This is a genomic window from uncultured Serinicoccus sp. (genome assembly GCF_947500995.1).
GTDB lineage: Bacteria > Actinomycetota > Actinomycetes > Actinomycetales > Dermatophilaceae > Ornithinicoccus.
Map to the genome: position 1 here is coordinate 1 of NZ_CANMUA010000011.1, position 21,174 is coordinate 21,174.

Here is a 21,174-nt window from a genome sequence, read left to right on the forward strand (position 1 = left end):
CCGACGGCGTCAACGGTGATCTGGTCGGCGCGCATGCGACAAACCCGGGCCAGGGGTTGGGCGTAGAGCAGGACGAACAGGCCGGCGACGCGGGCGTAGAGGCGGATCGTGTCGTCGTGCAGGAGCAGCTGGACGTGCGACCACCTGTCCTCGTCGGAGAGGGTGACGGCGGGCTGCGTGGTGGGGCGGGTGGCCACGGACAGATCCCCTCCGAGGCCGGTGCGGGCACACCAGGCCAGGAACGGTCGCAGCGCGAGGGCGCGGGCGCGGTGCTGCTGCGCGTACCGGTCCAGGTCGTCCTGGTCGATGTCGGTCAGGTCGGTGCCGTCCTTGGTGAGCCAGTCCATGAAGCGGGCGGTGACGACGATGGTGGCCCGCGCGGCGGAGATCGCGCCGTGGGTGAGGGTCCCGTGCTGCTCCTGGCGGCGCAGCCTGCTCAGCACCTGCCAGCGGGCGAACCGGGCCAGGACCTCGGACTGCCCGGCCGGCAGGGTGCCCAGCAGCTCCGCCAGCCACGGGCTGACCCGCTCGAGCTCGGCGTGGAAGGGCGGCAGGACCCCCAGGGCGGTGAGCAGGTCGCGCAGGTAGCTGTTCGTCCTGCTCGCGGGCATGGCCTCGAAGGTCGCGTGGGAGATGTCGAGCTCGCCGCGGGCCATCGCGCCCAGGGTGGCCGGGCCGGTGGAGCGGGTGAACCAGTACAGGGTGGACTGGGGTCGTGGGCCCGAGATCAGGGCTTCGTACACCGGCCGCAGTCGCGGGTTGATGCCGCCATCGGGGCCGGACAGCAGCGCGGTGGCCTTCTCCTTCGGGGCGCAGTGCCCGCACAGCCGGCCCCACGGGGAGTCCTCCCGTCCGCAGGCGGTGCAGGCGTAGACGGCCTCGTTGCCGGTGCAGGCCGCGCACGCCGGCCGGCGCCGGTCGTCGTAGAAGGCCAGCACCCTGATGTTCGCGCAACCGGGGCAGGGCTGGGCTGTCCGGGCGAAGCGCAGGGTGCAGCGCTGGCAGACCGCCTTCTCCAGGACGACCCGGGTGCATCGGTCGTGGCGCCCGCAGTGCGCGCAGTCCTGGCGCGGCAGCTGCGGGCGCGGGCTCACCGGTCCTCGGGCGGGCGGCGGACCCGGGCCCGGATCGGACGCAGGTCACCGATGCCCGGTCCGCCCTCCCCGGTACCGGTCTTGGAGGCTTGCTCCTGCACGACGGTAGGGACCAGCAGGTCGTTCGGTTCGCAGTCCAGGATGTCGCACAGGGCCGCCAGGACCTCCATGTTCAGCCGTTGCGGGGTCCGGGCCACCAGCCGGTAGACGTGCTCACGGGACAGGTGGACCCCGCGCTCGGCCAGCAGCGGGACGAGCTCGGAGGTCTGGTACATGCCGTGGGTGGCCATCACCTGGCGCAGGTTCCACCCCATCACGGTGCGGACGGTCATCCCTGGTCCTCCTCATCGGTGGGTGCGTAGACGCGCTCCAGCGCGGCCTTGAGCGTCTTGTCCTTGAAGTCGTTGCTGACCGAGGCGTAGATCGCGGTGGTCGAGGCGTAGGCGTGCCCGACCTGCTCCTGGACGAACCGTTCGGGATAGCCGAACTCGACCAGGTGAGTCACGTAGGAGTGGCGCAGGCAGTGCAGCGACAGCACCGGGTCCAGGCCCGCCTGGTTGCGGACCGCCGCGAAGCGGGCGTCGAAGTGGCGCAGCGAGACCCGCGAGAGCCGCTCGGTCACCCACAGGGCCGGGTGGCCAGGCACGCCGAACAGCGGCCTTGCCTGCTCGACCCACTGGCGCATCCCCTCGATGGCCCAGTCGAACTCCGGCACCGCCAGGACCGTGCGGCGGCGCGGGGTTCCACCGCGGACAGCCTTGCCGTAGCGGACGTGGACCGAGCCGTAGGTGCCCCACCGGGTCACGTGCGGGTTGGGTCGCAGGTCGGCCACGTCCAGTCGGCACAGCTCGTTGCGGCGCAGGCCGAACGCGTAGGCGGTCTTGAAGACCTGCGCGTCACGCAGCGCGCTCAACGCTCCCTTGCGGCCCGAGGACGCGGCGCGTTCGACCTGGGCGTCCAGGTGGTCGAAGAGATCCTGCAGCTCGGCGTACGTCAACGGTCGCCGTGCCGGACGGCCCTCGTACTCGTTCAGATGTGCCACCGTGTTCCACTCGTGGCACACCTGTGAGGGCACCGAGCCGAACCGGTCGCGACACTGCCGGGGCCACTCGTACCGCGCGTCGGTGAGGTAATCGCAGAACATCCGCAGTCCCAGGTGGTACCCGCGGATCGTCGAGGGTGACCGCCGACCGTCCCCGCTGGCCAGGGAGACGGTGAAGTCCTCCACGTCCCCAGGACCCCAGGACCACGGGTAGGACTCGGCGAACTCGGTGAACCGACGGACCAACCGGACCCGGTCGCTGATGGTCTTCTCGCCCAGCAGCCGGGACCGCTGCTGACGACCCCAGCCGGTCAGCATCGCCTCGAAGACGGCGCTCTCCTCGTTCAGATGAGCCACCCCGGCGACCAGGACCAGCCCCGCCGAGCCCGGTATGCCGACCATCAGGACCGCCGATCCGTCGTTGCCTCAGAAGTCATAGTGTTGCTTCTGACGTTACACCTAGTTAGGCGTCCCTGGTCAACGGGCCCGCGGGGGCCGTCGAAGTCCCTACTAATCCGCAGACCACCCAACGGGTGTGACTTCTGACGCGATAATGCTCGCTTCCCCCGGGAATGCCAGAGGTGTGTGGGACATGAGCGGTGCGGTTATGGCCGGGCTTAGCGTGGTTCTCGGTCATGCTCAGGGTGCGTTCCGCTCGGGCTTGGTGTCGGAGTCGGTGCGGGTGAGGCTCGGAGCTGCTGGTCTGAGGGTGATTGGTCGGGTGTGAGTCCCTGGGTAGTGGTGGTCCGCTTTAGGTGGTGTCCGGAGGATCTTTGGAGATCGAGGAAGGCGCATTGTTATGCAGAAGCAGACGGTGAGGCAACTGGCGCGGGCGCGGGCTCGGGAGGCTCGGTCGAAGGTGGTCCAGGAACAGGCCAAGCGGGAGCGGCGGCTGGCGAAATGGGGTGAGGCGGTGGCCGTGGCCCTGGCTGAGCGGGACGCGGTGGTCAGCGACTGCGAGCAGCGAGCAGGGCGGGCGCTGCGATCGTTGATCGAGGAGGAGGGGCTGAGCACGCAGGAGGCGTTGGTCTGGTGCGGGGGTGGCACGCTGGCGGGACGGGAGGTCTACCGGCTCATTCGGGGCGTCGCCGACCAGGACGAGGGCGGCACCAGCGGCGAGGACCGGGGTGAGGAGTCACGCGAGGGTGCACCGGCCTCGGCGGGGCCGGCTGAGAGCATGTCGAGGTGAGGGTGGCGGTTGTCGGAGACCGTGCCTGCGCTAACTCCTCCCACTCGGCATCGGGCGCGCGCACGCTGGCGATGGCCAGGGTTGCGGGTCGACCTCGTAGAGGTTGCCGGAGTCGATCAGCTCCAGCCGGCGCCGCTAAGCCTCGATCCACCGATGAACTGGTGAGACTGGCTGCGTAGACGGCCCGGAGGACGACGGAGGCTTTGGTGTCGGTGAGGGCAGGTGGGAGCTGCCGGTCTGCTCGGCTTTTCCACTGGGGTTCCTGCTGGTAGGGACTGAGGGCTGGTGCTCAGGTCGGTGCGGGCGCCGGGTTGGGCAGGAGGGCGGCGTAGAGCGCCGTCCACGCGTCCTGCCATGGCCAGTCGCGGGGCAAGTGCAGGTGCAGTCGTCGGGCGGAGGAGGCGATGCGGGCGGGCAGGTTGATCAGCTTGCGCCGGATCGTCGGGGTCGTGGCCCTGGCCAGCTGGGTGCTGCCGGTGAGGGTGGCCGCGGCGCGGGTGAGGTTGAAGGCCATGGTCGCGGCGATGAGCCAGATGGCGTTGGCGGTGAACGTGCCCGAGGGCAGGTGCGCCAGGGCGGAGGCTTTCAGGTCGGCGTGCACGTTCTCGATGATCGCGTGACCCCGGTGGACCTGGTCGGCGGCCACGGTGCCTCGTTCGGTGACCGGGGTGGTGGTGAAGAAGGCGTGGAAGCGGAAGGTGTCGAACAGGGAAGCCTGCCCGTCCTTGGCCTTGTGGTTCAGGTCGGGGATGCGGCGCACCACCAGCCGGCCGGTGACCTGCTGGGCCTTCTTGGCCGAGGTGAACGCGGTGTAGGGCACCTCGGCGACTTCTGCCCGGGAGACCCAGGTCTTGGTGGTCTCGTCGTAGATCGCGTCGGTGTACCTGATCGTGGTCCAGGCGTCGTCGTCGATGCTGGCGATGGCACGTTTGACCGCGGGGTCCAGCCGGACGGTGATCGAGACCTGCGCCCCGGCCTTGATGGCGGCGCCCACCAAGGTGGCGGAGTAGAACGCGGAGTCGGCCCGCAGCAGCACGGGTCGTGCGGCCAGGTGGCTGCGCCGGACCAGCGCCAGGGCGTCGGTCGCGAGCCGGACCGCTCCGCGGGAGGAGCCGACGCAGCCCTTGCGCAGGCGTTGGGCGGCGATGACCGGGGCGGCTTGGTCGGTGGTCACGGTGGCCAGCAGCGCGTTCAGGCCTCGGACCCCGGTGTACCCGAACCCGGCGCCCTGCTTGGCGTAGCCGTGGACCTCCACGATGGTGTCGTCCATATCGAGCAGTACCGTCCCGGTGTCGCCGGCCTTGCCGAGCAACCCGCTCTGTTCGGCCATGGCCAGGGTGAAGCGGGAGGCGACCGCGTCGCCCTGGCGGACGTGTCCGAAGGTGAAGGCGCGCAGGAACGAACCGAGCGTGGAGGGAGCGTAGGGCCGGTCGAAGACCTTGCCCATCGCGCCGTGGCGCAACAGCCCCAAGTCCTCGATACTGTCCGCGCCGGCGGCCATCCCGGCCACCAGGGCGGCCAGTTTCGCCCCGGCGTTGGCGCCCTTGTCGGTCGGCAGACTCAGGTGCTCATCACCCAGGGCGCGCAGACCGGCTTCTTCGGCCAGCGCCATGACCGGGACCAGCCCAGCGGCCGACACCAGGTTGGGGTCATCGAACGTCGCGGAGGCCACGGGCAGGGTATGAGAGAGTTGCATCTACGAGATGCCCTTCCGGGTTGGGTGATATGTGCTCTAGACAAGTCGTATCTTCCCAAGTCAGAGGGGCATTCTCACTTCCCCACGCCGTCTTTAGCCCTCACCCCATCGGTGGATCCAGGCTAAGAAGCCCTGCCTGCCACGCAGCAGGTCCGAGATTCGGGCTCGCGCTTACATACTGGTTGTGCAGCGTGGCGATTGCCTGAGTTGCTACCTCGTCCACGTTCGCGGTGACGACGTCGTCCAGCTGTGCTCCGGTGGACGCCAGGTAGGCCAGCAGAGAGCCGCGCACGACGGACCTGACATCTCCTGCACCGACGTCGACTCCAGCCCCGCGGAGCCCCGACAGCTCCCTCAGGGCTGTCGCGAGCGCCTCTTCAAGGGACCCGTTTGGATTGGTCGCGCCGTCAACGACACGGCGGCAGACAACGACGCTATCCAGGTTCGACGGCTCGCGAGACCCCGCCTTGACGATGCTCGTCGTCATCTCGCCCTTGACGGGCTGGACGGCCGTCACAACGAGGCCCGAGCGGCGCAGCGACTCGACGACCTGCACCCACCCGCTAATCCGAGCTTGGTGAAATGTAAAGGCCAGCAGCCCGCCCGGCTTCAGCACTCTTGCGCACTCCGTCCAGACGGCTTCGATCGCTTTGCCGAACTCGTCAGGATCCGCGTTCTGGACTTCGCCCGCCCGCCGTGTAGTCGTGCTTTGGTCGTACCCGGCGTACGGGTGGATGGCCTGGAGCCAGGCGTGGAAGAAGTCGGCGAGCTCCGCATAGTGGACGTTGTCCATGTATGGCGGGTCGGTGACGATCAGATCGACCGACCCGTCGGGAAGGTCGGTGTCCGCCGAATTCTTGGTCCCGACATACGCGGTCTGTCCCGTGGTAGAGACGAACGCTTCCCAAGAGTCGACGATGGTTGCCGACAGAGGCTTCGACAGCCCGGTGACACGGCTAATTCCCACTCCGTCGACCACCAGGTCGGCGGGCTTCGTCTTATACTCGTGTGCCCGCTCCAGTCTGCTCTTGTAGAGCGTCGAGAACGCTCCGGACGACTGCGACGTCCCCCACGGGTGAGCCTCGAGCGGCGTACGCTCCGGCTTAAGGATGTGGTGGCTGAACATGTGCCGGACTGCCCCGGTGCCCTCGCCCTTGAACGACGTGAAAAGGTTGTTAAACTCGAGGGTTCCTGAAAACAGGGCACTGAGCGCCTCGCGCTCCGCCGGCGGGCCAGGCAGGTCCCGGATCGCAGTGGCGATCAGGGAAAGCGAAACGAGTTGACGCGCATTGAAGAAGTCGCGCCATTGGCGGAAGTTCCACTTCAGCGCCTGGTCGGTGTTGTTGCCGCGTGCGAGCTCGCCGCGCGGCAGCACCGCACTATCAGGAAGATCCTCTAACAGGTCGACGCACTCGGCATACAGCGCGCGGTCCCAGTCGGTGATCGCCTCGTAGACCTTCGAGCCGTCCGGGTTCGCGATCATCTTGGCGTACATCTCGTATTCGGGTCGCGCTTCATCTAGAGCCGACATCGTCTTGAAGCTGTGGCCCCGCGGGCAGTTGGCCACCTGCCCGCGGGCGGCACCGGCTGGAGTGACCGTGTGCCCGTTCGCGCACGTTTCTATGTCGAAGTCGTACCGGCTCTCCTTCACGGCCAGGCACTGCGGGCAAACGATCTGTGCCTTGGGTACCCGCTTCGGGTAGGCGTTCTTTGAGAAGACGGGCGAGTCGAACAGGCGCACGGGCTCGGAGCAGTGGGGGCACGCGACCGTCGCGACCCAGAAGTAGTACAGGACAGTGCGCCCGTCCTCCGTCCGGTGAAGTCGATCCACGTCCTCGCGGCAACTGTTCTCGACGGCTCTATACGCAGCGGTCAGGTCCCGCAGATTCCAGGGCTGCATGGCCTGACGCTGGACCAGCGTCGCCACGGGGTTGATGTCGAAACAGACGGGTCGGCCACCGAGCTTCAGCACCTCGACGCCGGTGACCCCGGAGCCGGAGAAGGGGTCGAGCACCACCACGCCGGTTAGGTCGAGACGCGACATGTACGCCTCCATTGCGTCGGCGTCCTCCGCGGTCACTGCAGAGGTGATGATCCCGCGAAAGACGGTGCCGAGTCGTTTGGCCCACCATTTGTGGGTGCTCGTCGCTGGCCGATGGACCTCCTTGCGCCACGACTCCTTCGTGCCGACCGCGCTGAGCATTGCGGCGGGAAAGGCCGATTCCAGACTGGATGGCGCCGGTACGATAGACGTCATGACCGACGCTCGTTCATGGATACCGTCTTGGAGTCGCCCGTCCCGCGCGACCGGTATGCCCGGAACTTGTGGACCGTCCCGGCATTGGGGTTCGGTTCCTTGTGCGTCAGCATCTCGTTCGTCTGTAGGTTGAACTCGTAGGAGACGAGCACTTCATCGACCTCTACCCGGTTGAGCTCGCCTACTTGGACGAGGCGGTCTGACTGGATCACGTGGTCGGCCGGGACGACAAGCGTGGCGAGCCCAGCAGTACCCGAAGCCAGTGCGAATGGGGTCGGCACGACATACATCTTGCGATCGCGGACCAGGATGTCGCCGTACGAGCCGAAGCCGCGGAACGACTTGTTCTTGTGAACGTACTGAGTGTTGGCGTTGAGGAAGCTCCCGTGGCAGATCACGAGGTCGACGACCGGGTATTCGTAGACGTCGCGCTGAGATTTCGGGTAACGGCCGAAGACGTAGAACACCTCACGTCCGCCGTGGTTGCCTGTGGGTACCTGGGAGTTAGAGTCGTAGTCGGCCTCGCGACCGGGGAACTCGAGGCCCTTGACCTCGTAACCCTCGGGATGGTTGATCAGTCGGAAGTCCGGGTAAGTGTTGCGTCCAGGATCGTCGTAGTTCAGCGCGCAGGCTTCGATGCGGGCCTGGACCCAGTTCTGAAAGTGATACTCCTTGTCGCTAGCCGAGACGCGTTTGATCAGGTCGCCGTCTGCTCGCGCACGCTCACACTCCAGGAACACCTGCTCGATTGCACCCACTGTCCACCCTTTGCTAATACGATCCGTCACAGGCTCGTCAAGGAGCGCCCGCTGGGTGTCAGGGTATCGAGGTCCTGCGACAGGGGAGAGAACCAGGTCGGCGCGGCGGGCCGCGGACTGGTGATCGGCCGGGGGTGCCTTTGAGCACCCTGGCTGCTGGTTGGTCTCAGCGTGTCGAGCCGGACCAGCACCTCCTCGGATCGGTCAACGGCGCGGCGCGGACCGCCTGTGAGCAAATGAGGGTGCACCGCGACCCACCCTGTAGCCCCGCTGGGCCAACGCTCCGGCTGGTCCTACCTCACTTCGCTGATCGGGCTGCGGGGCTCAGCGGCCGCTGGGTCGTTCTCGTGGACGCCGGAGCGGACCGGCGGGTGCCGCCATGGGCGCCCTAATCCCAGTTCCTCCTACACCGGGTCAGCGTCGAACATGCCGGCCTGCTCGAGTTGCCGTAGTAGGTCAAGCAGCGACGCGGCTTGGGTGGGCGCGAGCGCCACCCCCATCTCCAGGTGTTCGCTCAGTCCCAACGAAGTCAGGTTCGCGGTGCCGAAGTAGCCGGTGGCTCCGTCGGCGACGACAAACTTGGCATGCATCAGGCTGGGCAGGCCCGCGCTCCACCAGCGCGCGCTGACCGACCCATGTGCGCGTGCCTCCTTCAGCATCTCTTCGATGACGTCACGGTGTCCTGACTCGCTGCGATGGAGGTAGAAGGTGACTGGCACCTGGCGGATGTGGAGTGCTGGCAGCACCACTGGCTTGAGGAGATCCCACCCCCCTGCGTTCCAGAACGGCCCGCCGATGTGCAGGGTTCGGTCGGCGCGAGCGATGACGTCGTTGACTAGCAGGTCGAGACGTTGGCGGGGTTGCACGAGATGTTCCACGCTTCGGGGAACGGTGAAGACCAACTCGCGGTCGGGTGCGGGTGCTCGCTTTGGATGCGGCGCGGCGTCGAGGACGTCGATCAGGATCACGAGCTTGGCGGCCCGGACCCGGTTTCCCGTGCCGTCGGTGCGGAGGAGTCCCGCGTCGAGCGCCGCGGTGGTGAGGACCAGCGCCGGATCTCCCCGGACCCCAAGAGCAGTCAGGCAGCCCTGTCCCTGCGCGCCAAGGGTCTCAGCCCACGTCATCGCCTCGAGTGGGCTGCCGGCCATCTGCTGGAGCATGACGGCAAGGTCGACAAGCTCACGCACGTGCCGCCCCGGACCTCGATGTCTCCAGCACCCCGCAGTAGCGCAGGTAGTCATAGACGATCGCCCGGCTCAGGTCATCGTTGAAGTGTTCGCACCCGAAGGTGAGGTACACGCACCGTTCGCAGGCCCGCATCTCCTGCTGGTAGCAGATCGGGTCGTTCTCGCACTGGATGCTGCGGTCGACCACGCCGCGGAGCCAGCTGAGTGCCCGATTGTTCAGCAGCGTCCACAGAGAGCCGAGAGTGAAGTCCTTGAGGGTGTTCGCATACACGGCGAAGGTCAGGGTCTCTGGAACCAGCCACTCGGCAAGGCTTGACTCCGAGAACCCGACCTGGCCGTCATCGAGCCCGCGCAGGAGAAGGTGGCTGAGGGTGTGCACAAGCGTCTTAACGGTCTGCGCCGGCACTGGGTGCGCCTCTTCATTCGCGAAGATCTCGAGGAGCATCCGGCGCGCGCGGTCCTCGTCGCCCGGGACGGCGTCGGTCTCACCGCGCCCGTGCAGAAAGGTCAGCACCTCCTGAGCTGAGAGCGTGATCAGCAGCGCTTCGGTGCGGCTGCTGAGCGCGTAAACGGGGTACTTGCCGTCATGCTGCTTGCCGTGTCGGAAGCCGCGGATCGCTGCCTCGTCGGGGCCGTGCTTCTCGCGGGTGTATCCGAAGGCGACCTTGGCCACCGGGAAGTCCCACGTGACAGCGACCTCACAAATGCCCATTGCAGTGGCGAGCGCGTCGGCGGAGCCCAGCGCAGCGGCCCGTACAGCGTCGTGGGCCGAATCCGCCTGGGCCTTTTGGTGGGCGAGAGTCACGCGTGGCACCTCGGTGGTGTCGTACACCGCCGCACGCTCGTAGAAGGGGCGCCGCTCCGCTACGACGTCGAGCACCTGGGGTGACAGGTCTCCGAGGGCGGCCACACCGCTCTCCACCGGGCCGTTCTTAACCCGGAGGGTCTTGATGTCGGACTCCTCCAGCCCCATTGCCCGGTAGGCGCGCTCCTTGATGGCCCATTCCTCGGCGCTCATCCGCTTGCCGTCGAGTCCCGTATCGACCTCACGCATGCCGTCCTGCAGCGTCGGGATCAGGTCGAGGAAGTGTGCGACCGCGACCTGGCTGCGTGCCGGGTGCCGTTGGTAGGTCTGGAACACCGACGAGTCGATGTTTATCAGGTCCACGTAGTGCGCGCGGTAGGGGCGGGAGTCGTCGAGGGTATGTGCTCGCATGCGCACCACACCATCGCGTCCGGCCCAGCTCCCGCAGTTGCACGGGGACATGTTGGTCCGGGAGACGACTCCGCCGTTGCAGCCAGGCCCGTGGCAGCGCCAGGTGGCGGTTAGGAAGCTTCCCGTGTTGTCGAAGAACAGGTCGTCGTATCCGTGGGTGCTGCACTTCGGTACGTGGATAGCGCCGATCTGCCCGCAGTTGTGGGCGTTGTAGAAGCGGAGCTGCTGCATTTGACCGCCGCAGTAACGGCAGCGGGGGGATTTGGCGAGGTCTCCGGCGGTTCTGAAGCTGCGGACGCGGGCGCAGCTGCGCCGGCTGCACTCCAAGACGAGTGGGAACAGCTCCCAGCGGACTTGGTCGGGTCGCACGATGCGGTACTCCCGGGTCACGCCATCGCGGGGGAGTGGCAGCTCGTGCCGGTTCTCCTCCGACCACTGTTCGAGGTAGGTCGCGATGGCGTCGTAGATGACTGCTTCGTTGAGTCCGGTGAGTCTGTCGCCGTCAACGGTGACGACGCGGCCGTAAACGCGGTCCTCGTGTCGGAACACCGAACCGGGCAGGTAGCCCCACAGGATCTGGCTCTTGCTGCGCAGCATCAGCGCGACTCCTTCGTGAGGTCCGGGCGTGGGGCAGCGCTGTTTGTGGAGCCGGGCGGCGAAGGATGCGCACGCTCCTCTTCGTCGACGAGCTGGCCGGTTAGTCGTAGGAATGCCTCGCGGCTGTGAATCCAGGTGGCGAACTCGCCAGGCTCGTCGATGTCGCGGAAGTTCGCCAGCGGCTGGTTGTGGAATAGTGCTGTCGTCAGCTTCTCGCGTGCGGGGATGCTAAGGGCCTTAGATTCGGTGTCGTCCCACCGTGCCAGCGCGCGCGTGGCCAGCTCGGCCTCCATGCCGGCGTCGTTGACTCCCGTGACCGGGGTGGCGTAGCACCGCTGGAGTCGGTCGCGCAGCCGCTGGTCGATCGCGCCTCGGTTGGTGTTCCACCAGCGTTGGAAGTGCTTGGCTTGGCGGACGCCCTCCACCGGAGCGTGGAGGCCGTCCTCGCGGGCGAGGTCGTGCAGCAGTGCCAACGCGATGCCGGGCAGCGTGCGGTCCGCGACGAAGAACGCGTACTTGTTCACCGGCACCGGTGTGACCATCTGGTCGAGGAAGGTGTGGTAGCTCGGGAAGTTGCTGAACAGGGACCGTTCCCGGCGCGAGAACGTGTCGTAGACGGTGACGACCAGCCCCGCGTGGGTGCGTCCCGACCTGGCGGTTACCTGGATGTAGTCCGCGGCTGTGGTGGGCATGCCGGCCATCACCAGCATGTTCAGCCTGTCCAGGTCGACGCCGTGGCTTACCACGGAGGTGCCGACCAGCGCCCGGAGCCTGGACCCACGGTCAGTACTGAGCGTGTCGTCCTGGACGCGGCCGATGGCCGCCGCCAGTTCGGGGATCGGAACCTGGCCAGTGAGCACGACTTGGTCCAACGGTCCGTGCCCCTCGTTGTCAAGGGCGTCGGAAAGCAGCCCCAGCTCCTCGTCGAGTTTAGCTCCGTGCGCCTTGCTGTTCACGTATCCAAGAGCGACTTCGTAGTTGAACAGCAGGTCTGCGACGTCTTCCCTGCTGGGCGGCTGCTCCCAGAGACCCGGGGCGATGCCGAGGTCGCCGAGAGGGTCGGCAGAGTCCTCGAGTTCGGTGATCGCTCGAAGCAGCTCCGCATGGATGATGGCCGCGACGTCGTCCTTCCGCCGGTAGTGGGGCAGGACCCCGACGAACGTGCGCCGCACGTCAGGTGTGGTCTGGATGTAGAAGCTGCGGCTCCGTTCGAAGCCGCGCGAGGGGAACGCTCGGGGGATGCGTCCGTAGACCTGGCGCAGCTGGTCCTCGAACTGTTCGATGGTGGCGCTGGCCGCCAGCACCTTCGACGGGAGGCCCGACGGGCCGCCGCGCTGCAGCTCGGCGATGAGGCCCTCGTAGTGGCCGCTGAAGGCGCCAAGCTCTTCCTTGAGCAGATGCATCTCGTCTTGGACCGTCAGGGCAGGCACCGGATCCTTGACAGGGGGAACCGCCAGGTAGTGGGTTCCCCGCTTCGGGGGTGGGCACTGCTCCGGCCCCACCGCGCAGGTGCCGGCCGTGGGGACGCTGAAGTACCCGTGCTCCGAGCACCGAAAGCGGGGGCCACGGCTGAACGCGGTGAACTCGGGGAACCAGCTGTAGCCGGTCAGCTTGTCCACCGTGGAGATCACGATGCTCGGCAACGCGCGGTAGACCTCCTCGTCGGTGATGTGCAGTGGCAGGTCGCGGCCGCAGCCGCTGGCCCGGCACCGGTGCACCACCCGCACTCCGGGCTCGTCGTAGTCGAGTTCGACCTGCTCCTGGCCGCAGTACGGGCACTTGGTGACGATGCGGTCGTCCTCGTGGGTTGTGGCGAACTCGCCTGCGCGGGCCAGCCGCACCTCTGGTTCACGGCCGCGCCACCACGCCGACGGGTAATCTCCCAGCCGGTTCGGGGTTCCGCCGCTGCCGACCAGGTAGCCCAGCGCGAAGGGGTCAGCGTCCGGGTCCGCGATGTGCTTCTCGCCTCGCAGGTCCTCAGCCACGACGAGCACGCGCAGCATCCGGAACACCTGCTGGACCGAAAGCATCCGCAGAGGGAAGCGAAGCCAAGTGGTGACTCCGGCGTTCTTGCCGCGGAGCCGGTCGTAGAACAAGGCGGTGACAATGAGCCCGAGGTACGCCTCGGTCTTGCCACCGCCTGCCGGGAACCAGAGGACGTCGACATGGTCGAGTTCGCGCCGGTACTCGGGGTCGTCCTTCTCCCTGGCGACGAGCGCGGGGAGGTGGGTGACGATGTAGACCAGCTGGAACAGCCGCCAGGTGGAGAACGGTTTCCCCGCGTTGGCGCGCGCGAAGGTTTCGTTCGCCAGCTGAAATGCCTGGGCGAGTCGGGGGTCCTCGCGTAGCGCTCGTCGACCGAGCTTGAATCGGCGGAACTCGTCGCAGAACTGGGCGAGGTCTCGAGCGGCTTCGGCGTGGTGGGGCTGCCCCACCGCGGCGGCGACGAATCGCTCGAACTCGCCTTCGTAGTCCTCCATCGCCACCTGGATGCTGGACAGGATGGCGCTGGGGTCTGCGGCCAGCTGGTCCCATCGAGGAGCGGCGACATGGTCGTCGCGTGGCTCGATGACGGACTGAATGTGAGTGGGCAGGGTCTCGGTCCGCACGCCGTCGTTCGGCGTAGCGACCGCGACGCAGCCGGTACCGTGCCCGATCACGTCGGCTAGGTCAGCGAGTTGGTAGTCGTCGGGTGCCAGATCGAACCGTTGGGGCAGGATCGGAGTGGCCGCCGTGGGGTGGACCGTGAACTGGCAGTCGTAGGCCGTCAGGTCTTGCTGTTGCCGACCCTCGATGCGTGTCATGTTGCGCAGTGCCACGGTGACGAGGTACTCGTCGGCGCCCAAAGGTTGCGCAAACGCGGTGAGCTCCAGGTCGAGGTAGGAAGTCGGCTTCCAGTCCCTATCGAGGACCTCCTCGATGGCCGCCTGGAAGGCCGCTTCGTCAGCGAGTGCGGTGCGCGGGAGCTCGTTGCGCTTCGTACGAAGCGGCCGCATCGCGAGGGGGCTGGCGTAGTGCGAATCGACGACCTCGCGCACCAACTGGTCCATCTGGCTCTCCAACTCCACGACCGCACCGTCGAGGGGGACCTGGATTCGGGCCGAGGGAACCTTGACGTCCTGGCGGCGCCAGGCACCCAGAAGACGGGTCTTTCGTTCACGCTTCGGACGCTTGGTGGCGGGGGCGGCTCCGTCTTCACCGCCGGTCGGCTCGGTTGATGGTGGGTCGCCGCTCGGCGGGTCTGCGGCTGAGGTCGCTGCCTCCGATGACGTGTTGGAGCCCGAAATTGCGGTGTCGACCCCGGTGTCGGTCGTGGCGTCAGGTCCAGCCGTGAGGTCGGTCTCGGCGGCACCGAGGTAGGTGCGCTGCTCGTCTAGGGTGGCGATTTCCTCGAGGTACAGGGCGAAGGCCAGGTCGATGTCGAGCTCGATGGCCTCTCTTCCCGCCGCGCGCACCCGGAAGTTGAGTCCGAGTGCGGGGACGTCGCCGGTCTGGGCCGCGTCCTGTTCGGCGGTTTCACCGCCGCTCTCGGGGCCAGCCTCTTCCGCCGCGGTGTCTCCATTCTTCGCGACCGGCGGGGGCTGAACCCAGATGGGCTCCAGCACTCCGAGCAGTACGTTCGCGCGCGGCTCCCACGGCGGGCTGTGCCGGATGTCGGTGCGGTCGGCTAGTCGTAGGGCCAGCCGATCGATGAGCCAGTCGACGACACCCGCCTCGCGGCGGTTGCTAATGGACGCGTTCATGGGGGCGGACGGTGCGCGTCGTGCGGCTCCAAGCAACGAAGATCTCCTCAGGTTGTTCAGCACTCGATGGGGAGCAGCTTGCGCAGTTGGCTGGCCGGCACGCTGCGTGGTCCGCCGACGGAACGGATCTGGCGCAGCTCGAACTCCTCGAGCACCTCTGCAGGGTCGATGCCACCACACAGCTGCGACAATTTCCGCAGGTTCTCGCCAGATCGGCCGGTTGCCACCTCCGCGATGGCCCCGGAGAGGACGCGACCGAGGTCACGGTGCAGTCGGCGCAGCTCTGTCGCGATGACGCCGATGCGTTCCCAGGTGCGGTCCAGGGTGAGGTCGTCACGTTTCGTCAGCCACGCGACGCGTCGGATGTCGTAGACGTCGTCCGGTGCGATCACCCGCCCCTCGGCCCAATTCTTGCAGGTCTGTGCGGCTTGGACTTCGCTGCCCCGGGTGCGGAGTGCTCGGGCGACGGCCTCCCACGATCCGCACTGGTCGTAGAGCGCCCAGGTCGCCTTGCGGAACCGCTGCAGCACCATGGTCACGGCGGCCACGTCCGCGTCGCGGTGCGCGGCTTGGAGCAGTCGGCCGTACAGCTCCTCACGTGTCTCCCCGCGTGGGATGAGCAGTGTCGTTCCCGCGGTCAGCCCGGACACGGGGGCCGAGCTGTACCTGCTACCGACCAGGACCTCGGCGGTGCCGTCGGCCGGAAGCCAGTACTGGGTGTCCCCTGGTTCCAAGGTGAGTGGCCTGGCGAGCGCCGAGCGCGCCCCGGCGGGCGTCCGGGCATCGGTGCCAGGGTCCTCCTCGCCCCGGTCGACCTTGTCGAGGGCGGAGGTGAAGGCCGCGAACATGCGCTCCAGGTCGAACGCGGGCAGCGGCGTCACCTCGTCGTCCTCGCCACGGTTATCGACTGTGACGGGCCCGTAGACGGTCCGCGGTCCCGGTACATGGGGGCTGGGTGGGCAGTCGAGATTCAGCTCCGCGGCCGCCTCCTTGAGTGTCGCCTGCCACTCGGTGTCGAGGCCGAGCAGCACCCGGTCGGCCCAGTGCTTTTCGTCTGGGTCGACCACGAGCACGTGCTCTGTACCTTCCCCGCCGAGCAGACAGGCGCGCCGCCACGGTGGGGGAACTCCGAGATGGATCTCGACGGTGGGCTGCACCGCCCATGGCAACCGCTCGCTGTACGAGGCCACCCTCAACGTCGGAGCGTGAGTGTCGCTGCTCAGGAGCGACTCCAGTCCCGGCTCGACCTCGAGAAGGTCATGGGTGAGCGCCCGGGCAGCGGATCTGGTCTGTGTTCTCACGACCAGCAGGCGACCGGGTCGGTGCGCCCGCGCCCAGGCAAGCACCGCGCGGAGCATCTCGAACCGGGGGTTGTACTCCTCCAGCAAGTCAGCGAACCCGAGCACGTCGCGCCGCAGGTCCGGCCACAGTGTCTCTCTGAACCCGCTCCACTCCTTGGGGAGGTCGCCGTCCCGGCGGTCCTGGAGGGTTCGTCGCAGGGTCGTGGTGCTGACCCCGCGAAGCTCTTGGGCGGCATGAAGATCTGCGGTGGCAAGGCTGCTCCAAGTGCCTGTGAGGACATTCACCAGTTGCACCGCTTCGGCGACCCGGGGTGGGAACGGGAGGTGGGTGCGTCGCGCGGCGGCGATGCCGCTCAGGCAGCGGCGCCGCAGCCGGGTGAGCGCCGGTGCCAGGTATTCCGCAAGCGCGACGGGGCGGCGAGGTATGCACAGCAGAGCGTTCGTCGAGAGCGGGCCACCGTCTGGTGGGCGGCCGAGCTCCTGACCAACGTCGTGTCGCAGCCCTGGGGTCCAGCCCCAGCGTAGCCATCGATCGGGATTGTCTAGGGCCGCCGGCCAGGGTTCGCCGATCGTGCTGAGCACCAGGACGCGACGGGCATGGTGCTGAGCGGCCCAGGTGAGTGCGGCGTCGAGGGTGTCGGGATTACGGAAGCTGGTGCGATCTATGATGACCAGCCCGGGGCGGACCTGGGGAAGCGTTGGCCAGCCGAGCGAGGTGTTGAGGTAGAGCAGTCCGTCACCCCAAGCGCGGGCGGGGCTGATCGTGCCGCGAAGATCAGTCACCGTGCCGTCGGCACGGACGCGTTGGGCTCGCAGAGCTGTTGACAGGTTCTCCGCCCCGATCTTCAGGCGTCGAAGCCGGTCGGTGAGGTTCACGTTCAGTCCCACGACCAATAGTGGCCCGTCGAACCCCTGGCCGTGGAACTGGCCGCGTAGCCGCGCTCCCAGGCGGTTGAGCTGCAGCAGCGCACCAAGCGCCACGGCAACGTCGTGACGTCCCTGCGGCAGCGCCAGGACAACGTCTCGCTCGGTCTGCGCCAGGACGTAGCGGATCAGGTTCAGCGTCGCTTCATCGAGGGGACCGAGGTCTACCGATGCGCCACCGTCAGTAAACCGGAGGCGTCGTAGGCGCTCCAACAGGTCCGCGGGGTCAGGGACCGCGGGCACCAGAGCGTCCAGATATGGCACCTGAGCCCCCTGTCGCCGTCGATTCCACGTGTTGGTTCACAATAGTGACGGTCCCCGACACTCCGGCGACATCAGGGTGGTTCCCTCGGCGAAAGCCTTGAGTGCGGCGTGCCACCAGAGGGCTCGAGCTGCGGATGCCCACGGTTGTCCACGGCGGACTGCCAGCAGTCCCCTGCTAGACTCGGCAAGCCCGCTGGTCTTGCGACGTTGAATGGAACCTGCCGCGCGCCGCCGACGCACCTAGTACGCACCCATTCCAAGACCATGGTGGTCTGGCGCTGCCCTGACTGCGGCCATGAGTGGCGGAGTCGGATCGCCACTCGGGTGGCGAAACATACCGGCTGTCCCAGCTGCACCGCCGCCGCGCGCCGGGTCCGCCGTCGCGGTCGACGCAGTAACCCGCGACCAAGTTGGCGCAGCAGCCGGGGCCACAGGATGGCAGGTAGCACAAGCGTTCGATACCTTGAAGTCATGGCGGGTGGCATGTACGGGCGGCGCGGTTCAGGGGTTCCCCTGCGAGACCGCGGATCCGACATACCCCCGTCCCACGCTGCTCTGTCGCTCCCCTCCGTCCCGCCGGCGCGTTCACGGACACGGCATGCGTGGGCACGTCTGCGGCCGGGTGCTGCGGAGGTCGAAGCACTGGTGATCAGCTGGCAGAACACCCATGAGGGGTGGGCGGCCTGGGTGGTGTGTGCGGTCGAGGAGGACCAGGTGGTGACTGTGCGTCTGCCTGCTTCGCAGCTGCGTCCGGCCATCTGAGGGAACGCCTCTGCTTCGAGTGAGTCCCTGAGCCCGCCTGCGCCGCTTGAGGGGGTAGGGAGTCTGGCCCGTTGCCGGACGCCCCTGATCCAGGAGGTGGCCATGATCTGCGAGCCGTGCCGGCCTGTTCATTCGCCGGGCGGACTGCGTCGACTCCAAGGCCGGGCGGGAATACCCCTGGCGGCACTGCGTCTGCCAGCACCGCCGCCGCCTCCAGGTGGGCGTCCGCGACGTGGTCGAGGACGAGCCGGAGGGAGCGTCCGCGGATGAGTGAGGGTCAGAATCTCAGGCTCGGTCAGGATGACCGGGCCGAAGGGTGGGGTCGGTCCTTGCATGCCCTGGCCGAGTCCCGACGCGTCCTGGTAGGGGCGCGTGAAGGGGTCCAGGCGATGCAGGACGAGCTCGCTCGCGCGTCCCGGCTGCTGGAGGACGTCGACTGGGCGCAGCGCGGCGGCCAGTGGCCCCCGGCCCAGGACCGGCGGGCCTTGCTGCGCGCCTTCGCCGACCAGTGCGAGACCGCGGCCGCCCAAGGCGAGGACACACAGAAACGGCTAGCTTCCGCGCAACGGTTTCTCACCGCAGGGCGACAGGGGGCCGAGGCGATCGACCCAAGGACCGAGCAGGAGCAGGAGGACCCTCGGCGCAGCCAGCCTGCCGTGTAGAGTCCCGGCTCGACACGGCCGTCGGGTGTGGAGCCCGGCTCCACCGGGGTGTCCGGGTCCGCGGCGAAGCCGATGGCGGTCACGAGGTCGTCGGCCGGGAGGACCACCTCGCCGTCCGGACCCTCGAAGACGACCGCCTCGAGGCTCTCGGTACCCTGGATGTCGAGGGGGGACAGTCCGAACCACCACTCGATGCGGACACGCTCCTGCCGCGGGTGCACATCGGCGAGGGAGCGGACGGCCTCGACGCGAGCATCCTTGCCGTCCGCAGGGAGCGCTTCGACACCGTGCACGATGTGTCGCACACCCCGCAGGGTCGCCAGCTCCCGCACCATCACGGGGTCGAACCTGGCCGAGGCGGGGTCACTGCGACCTACCAGGTGCAGCGTGCGGACGCTGCCGCACAGTCGCTCCCGGGCCTCGTCGGCCACGTCGCTGTCCTCGAGGTCGTCGGGGTGCCGAGCCAGCATGCGTGCGACATCCATGGCCACGTTGCCGTGGCCCACGACCACCACGGTGGGGCCGAGACGGGGGGCCTCGTCGTCGGCACCTCGCCGTCGCCGTACGTCGAGCAGGCGCGTCTCCGGCATGTCGCGACGGGCCTGCACAGGTCGCTGGAGGAGGCACGGGTTGAGCTGGAACGCACCCAGGCTGCACTACTCCGGTCAGCTGCCGCAGCGCGTGAATCCGCCCCGACCAGCGGGGCGGTCGAGACCGTTCACACCGACCTGCTGAACCGCACGCTGCGCGCGGCGTCCACGGAAGGACACCGAGTTGATGACGTGGTCTCCCGGGTCTCGAGCCAGACCCAGCACCGTCTGGGGGCGATAGATCCCGTGGGACAGGCAGCACGCGAACGGATAAGGGCCCACCGGGACCTGCCGGGTGGTGGAGCCGGCCCACCCGCGCCAGGGGTCGATCGGTGAGAGGTGAGACCCAGGGGCCTCCTCGGCCGCTTTGGTAAGTAGGCGGGTTCACGTAAGAGCCCGGCGCGAGAGAAGGGACAACTGCCATGACACAACCGAGCACCTATGGGCTCGTCACCGCCGCCGAGGAGCTGCGCGAGGCCCAGGCGGCCACCGACAGGGTCGGCGACCTGCTGGACCAGGCCACCGCGCAGCTCGATGACCTCTTGGCCGACCCGGAGGTGACCGGTTCCCATGAGTGAGATCACCACAGACACCAGGAGTGACCTCGCCGACACCCGCTGGATCCTGGCTGAGACCCACTGTGCCCTGCAGGATGCCCGCCAGCAGCATTTGCAGATGGGCAAGAGCATGAATGATGCACGGTCCTGGCTGTCCCTGGTCGAGGGGGTCCAGCAGGACCGGGTCAAGAGCATGGACCGTGAGAGCCAGGGTGAGGCACTTCGCTCGTTCGCGGGCGCCTGCGAGGAGGCCGGCGAGGCCGGCCTGGGTGTGGACCGTCGGATCTCACGCGCGGTGGCCAACCTGAAGGCCGCGGTGGTGATGGTCGACGGTCTGCACCAGGGAAACACCCGCGAGCAGATCGATACTGGCCGGCTGCGTCGCCAGCTCATCTCGCTGCAGGAAGACCTGGAGACGACCCGACCGGTGATCCAGCGCGCCAGCGAACGGCTGGGGGCCGAAGCAGACCGCGCCCGCCAGTCTCTGCCGCGCCCCGGCCGGGACCGGACCGGGCCCGATCCCACCTTGGTCTCCGGTTCTCTCCTGGCCGCCTACTCAGACGGTCGGTACGTCGACCAGGAGCTCGACCGCGCGCAGGGCGTGGCCATCCAGGCGTCGCGGGACGTCGACGTCATTGCGCAGGCAGCCCGGGAACGGATGCGCACCCACCGAGAACTCTCCCGCGAGTCCACCCCCGGGCCATCGATGCAGCGATGACCGGCATGCCCCTCGTAGCCTCCCCGATTGCAGGGTCTCCACCTGACGGCCTGGTTGAACGACTGGAGGAGCGACTGAACGGTCTGCACGTTGCGGTGTCGACCTGCCAGGACGAGCTGGAACGCTGGGGAGCGCATGCCGTGCGGGAGCAGGTGGCCGCCCAGGTGGTCGTCGACCAGGCCGGCCTGTTGCGGCACCAGGTGCGCGACGCAGCCTCGGACGCCGCCTGGCTGCTGGCCCGGGTGCGCAATCTCGAACGGCGTCCCGGGGTCGCGCGGATCGCCATCTCTCCGGTGACGCTGGCCGTGGCAACAGCGGCGTCCTCGCTGCACGCGACGGTTCATGCGATGAGCCCGGCGTCCTCAGGCCTGTGCCGCGGTGAGCAGTTTATGGCGACGGTGGACACCTCCCTGGGCGCGTCACGTCGCTTCCTGCGCGTCGCCTGCAGCGCCCTCCTGGACGCGACACGACTCCTGCGCACCACCCAGCCAGGGGAGGGCGGTCCCGCTTCGACCGGTGACCACCGACCACACCTGCGCCTGGTGCCTGACACCGGCGCAAGCATCGAAGGAGATCCACGATGAAGACTCCCTCGACGGACCACCGCTCGGCTCACG

17 protein-coding genes are annotated in these 21,174 nt (G+C 68.0%); 7 read left to right on the forward strand and 10 right to left on the reverse strand.

Features of this window, described 5'->3' with window-relative positions; genetic code table 11:
* The 3 genes from Q0967_RS15775 to Q0967_RS15785 form a co-directional block, all read right to left on the reverse strand.
* On the reverse strand, positions 1–1,094 hold a 1,094-nt coding region (locus tag Q0967_RS15775), incomplete at its 3' end, for a hypothetical protein (protein ID WP_299450943.1).
* Positions 1,091–1,426 (reverse strand): helix-turn-helix transcriptional regulator, encoded by a 336-nt coding sequence (locus Q0967_RS15780; protein WP_075957825.1) that lies wholly within the window; start codon positions 1,424–1,426, stop codon positions 1,091–1,093. The genes Q0967_RS15780 and Q0967_RS15775, both read right to left, overlap by 4 nt.
* Positions 1,423–2,538: a tyrosine-type recombinase/integrase gene (locus tag Q0967_RS15785; protein WP_299450949.1), complete on the reverse strand. Its 1,116-nt coding sequence runs from the start codon at positions 2,536–2,538 to the stop codon at positions 1,423–1,425. Before Q0967_RS15785 ends, Q0967_RS15780 begins: the two co-directional genes overlap by 4 nt.
* 457 nt (positions 2,539–2,995) lie before the next feature.
* On the opposite strand from Q0967_RS15785, the gene Q0967_RS15790 reads away from it, so the two are divergent.
* Positions 2,996–3,325, forward strand: a complete 330-nt coding sequence (locus Q0967_RS15790) for a hypothetical protein (RefSeq protein WP_299450952.1) — start codon at positions 2,996–2,998, stop codon at positions 3,323–3,325.
* 289 nt (positions 3,326–3,614) lie between these two features.
* On the opposite strand, the gene Q0967_RS15795 is transcribed toward Q0967_RS15790, so the two are convergent.
* The 7 genes from Q0967_RS15795 to Q0967_RS15825 form a co-directional block, all read right to left on the reverse strand.
* On the reverse strand, positions 3,615–5,021 hold the full coding sequence (locus Q0967_RS15795; RefSeq protein WP_299450955.1) for an IS1380 family transposase: 1,407 nt from the start codon (positions 5,019–5,021) through the stop codon (positions 3,615–3,617).
* Positions 5,022–5,121: 100 nt separating this feature from the next.
* Positions 5,122–7,278, reverse strand: a complete 2,157-nt coding sequence (locus Q0967_RS15800; protein ID WP_299450958.1) for an SAM-dependent methyltransferase — start codon at positions 7,276–7,278, stop codon at positions 5,122–5,124.
* Positions 7,275–8,036, reverse strand: a complete 762-nt coding sequence (locus Q0967_RS15805; protein ID WP_299450960.1) for a hypothetical protein — start codon at positions 8,034–8,036, stop codon at positions 7,275–7,277. Before Q0967_RS15805 ends, Q0967_RS15800 begins: the two co-directional genes overlap by 4 nt.
* A 404-nt stretch (positions 8,037–8,440) precedes the next feature.
* Entirely contained in the window at positions 8,441–9,196 is a 756-nt protein-coding gene (locus Q0967_RS15810) for a phospholipase D-like domain-containing protein (RefSeq protein WP_299450963.1), read from the reverse strand.
* A gap of 19 nt (positions 9,197–9,215) precedes the next feature.
* Entirely contained in the window at positions 9,216–11,036 is a 1,821-nt protein-coding gene (locus Q0967_RS15815) for a hypothetical protein (RefSeq protein WP_299450965.1), read from the reverse strand.
* Positions 11,036–14,779 (reverse strand): helicase-related protein, encoded by a 3,744-nt coding sequence (locus Q0967_RS15820; RefSeq protein ID WP_299450968.1) that lies wholly within the window; start codon positions 14,777–14,779, stop codon positions 11,036–11,038. The genes Q0967_RS15815 and Q0967_RS15820 overlap by 1 nt, the downstream gene beginning before the upstream one ends.
* Before the next feature lie 56 nt (positions 14,780–14,835).
* A complete protein-coding gene (locus Q0967_RS15825; protein ID WP_299450970.1) occupies positions 14,836–17,268 on the reverse strand; it encodes a hypothetical protein in 2,433 nt (810 codons plus the stop codon).
* A gap of 108 nt (positions 17,269–17,376) precedes the next feature.
* Between Q0967_RS15825 and Q0967_RS17455 the strand changes: the two genes are divergently transcribed.
* The 6 genes from Q0967_RS17455 (at position 17,377) to Q0967_RS15850 (ending at position 21,141) form a co-directional block, all read left to right on the forward strand.
* Entirely contained in the window at positions 17,377–18,030 is a 654-nt protein-coding gene (locus Q0967_RS17455) for a zinc-ribbon domain-containing protein (RefSeq protein WP_367181627.1), read from the forward strand.
* Between the two features lie 389 nt (positions 18,031–18,419).
* The gene (locus tag Q0967_RS15830; protein WP_299450973.1) at positions 18,420–18,692 is read left to right on the forward strand and encodes a hypothetical protein; all 273 of its coding nucleotides are present in this window, start codon (positions 18,420–18,422) and stop codon (positions 18,690–18,692) included.
* 215 nt (positions 18,693–18,907) lie between these two features.
* Positions 18,908–19,618: a hypothetical protein gene (locus Q0967_RS15835; RefSeq protein ID WP_299450976.1), complete on the forward strand. Its 711-nt coding sequence runs from the start codon at positions 18,908–18,910 to the stop codon at positions 19,616–19,618.
* Between the two features lie 86 nt (positions 19,619–19,704).
* Positions 19,705–19,860: a hypothetical protein gene (locus Q0967_RS15840; RefSeq protein ID WP_299450979.1), complete on the forward strand. Its 156-nt coding sequence runs from the start codon at positions 19,705–19,707 to the stop codon at positions 19,858–19,860.
* Between the two features lie 97 nt (positions 19,861–19,957).
* Entirely contained in the window at positions 19,958–20,557 is a 600-nt protein-coding gene (locus Q0967_RS15845) for a hypothetical protein (RefSeq protein ID WP_299450982.1), read from the forward strand.
* Entirely contained in the window at positions 20,554–21,141 is a 588-nt protein-coding gene (locus Q0967_RS15850) for a hypothetical protein (RefSeq protein ID WP_299450985.1), read from the forward strand. Before Q0967_RS15845 ends, Q0967_RS15850 begins: the two co-directional genes overlap by 4 nt.
* Positions 21,142–21,174: the final 33 nt, after the last annotated feature.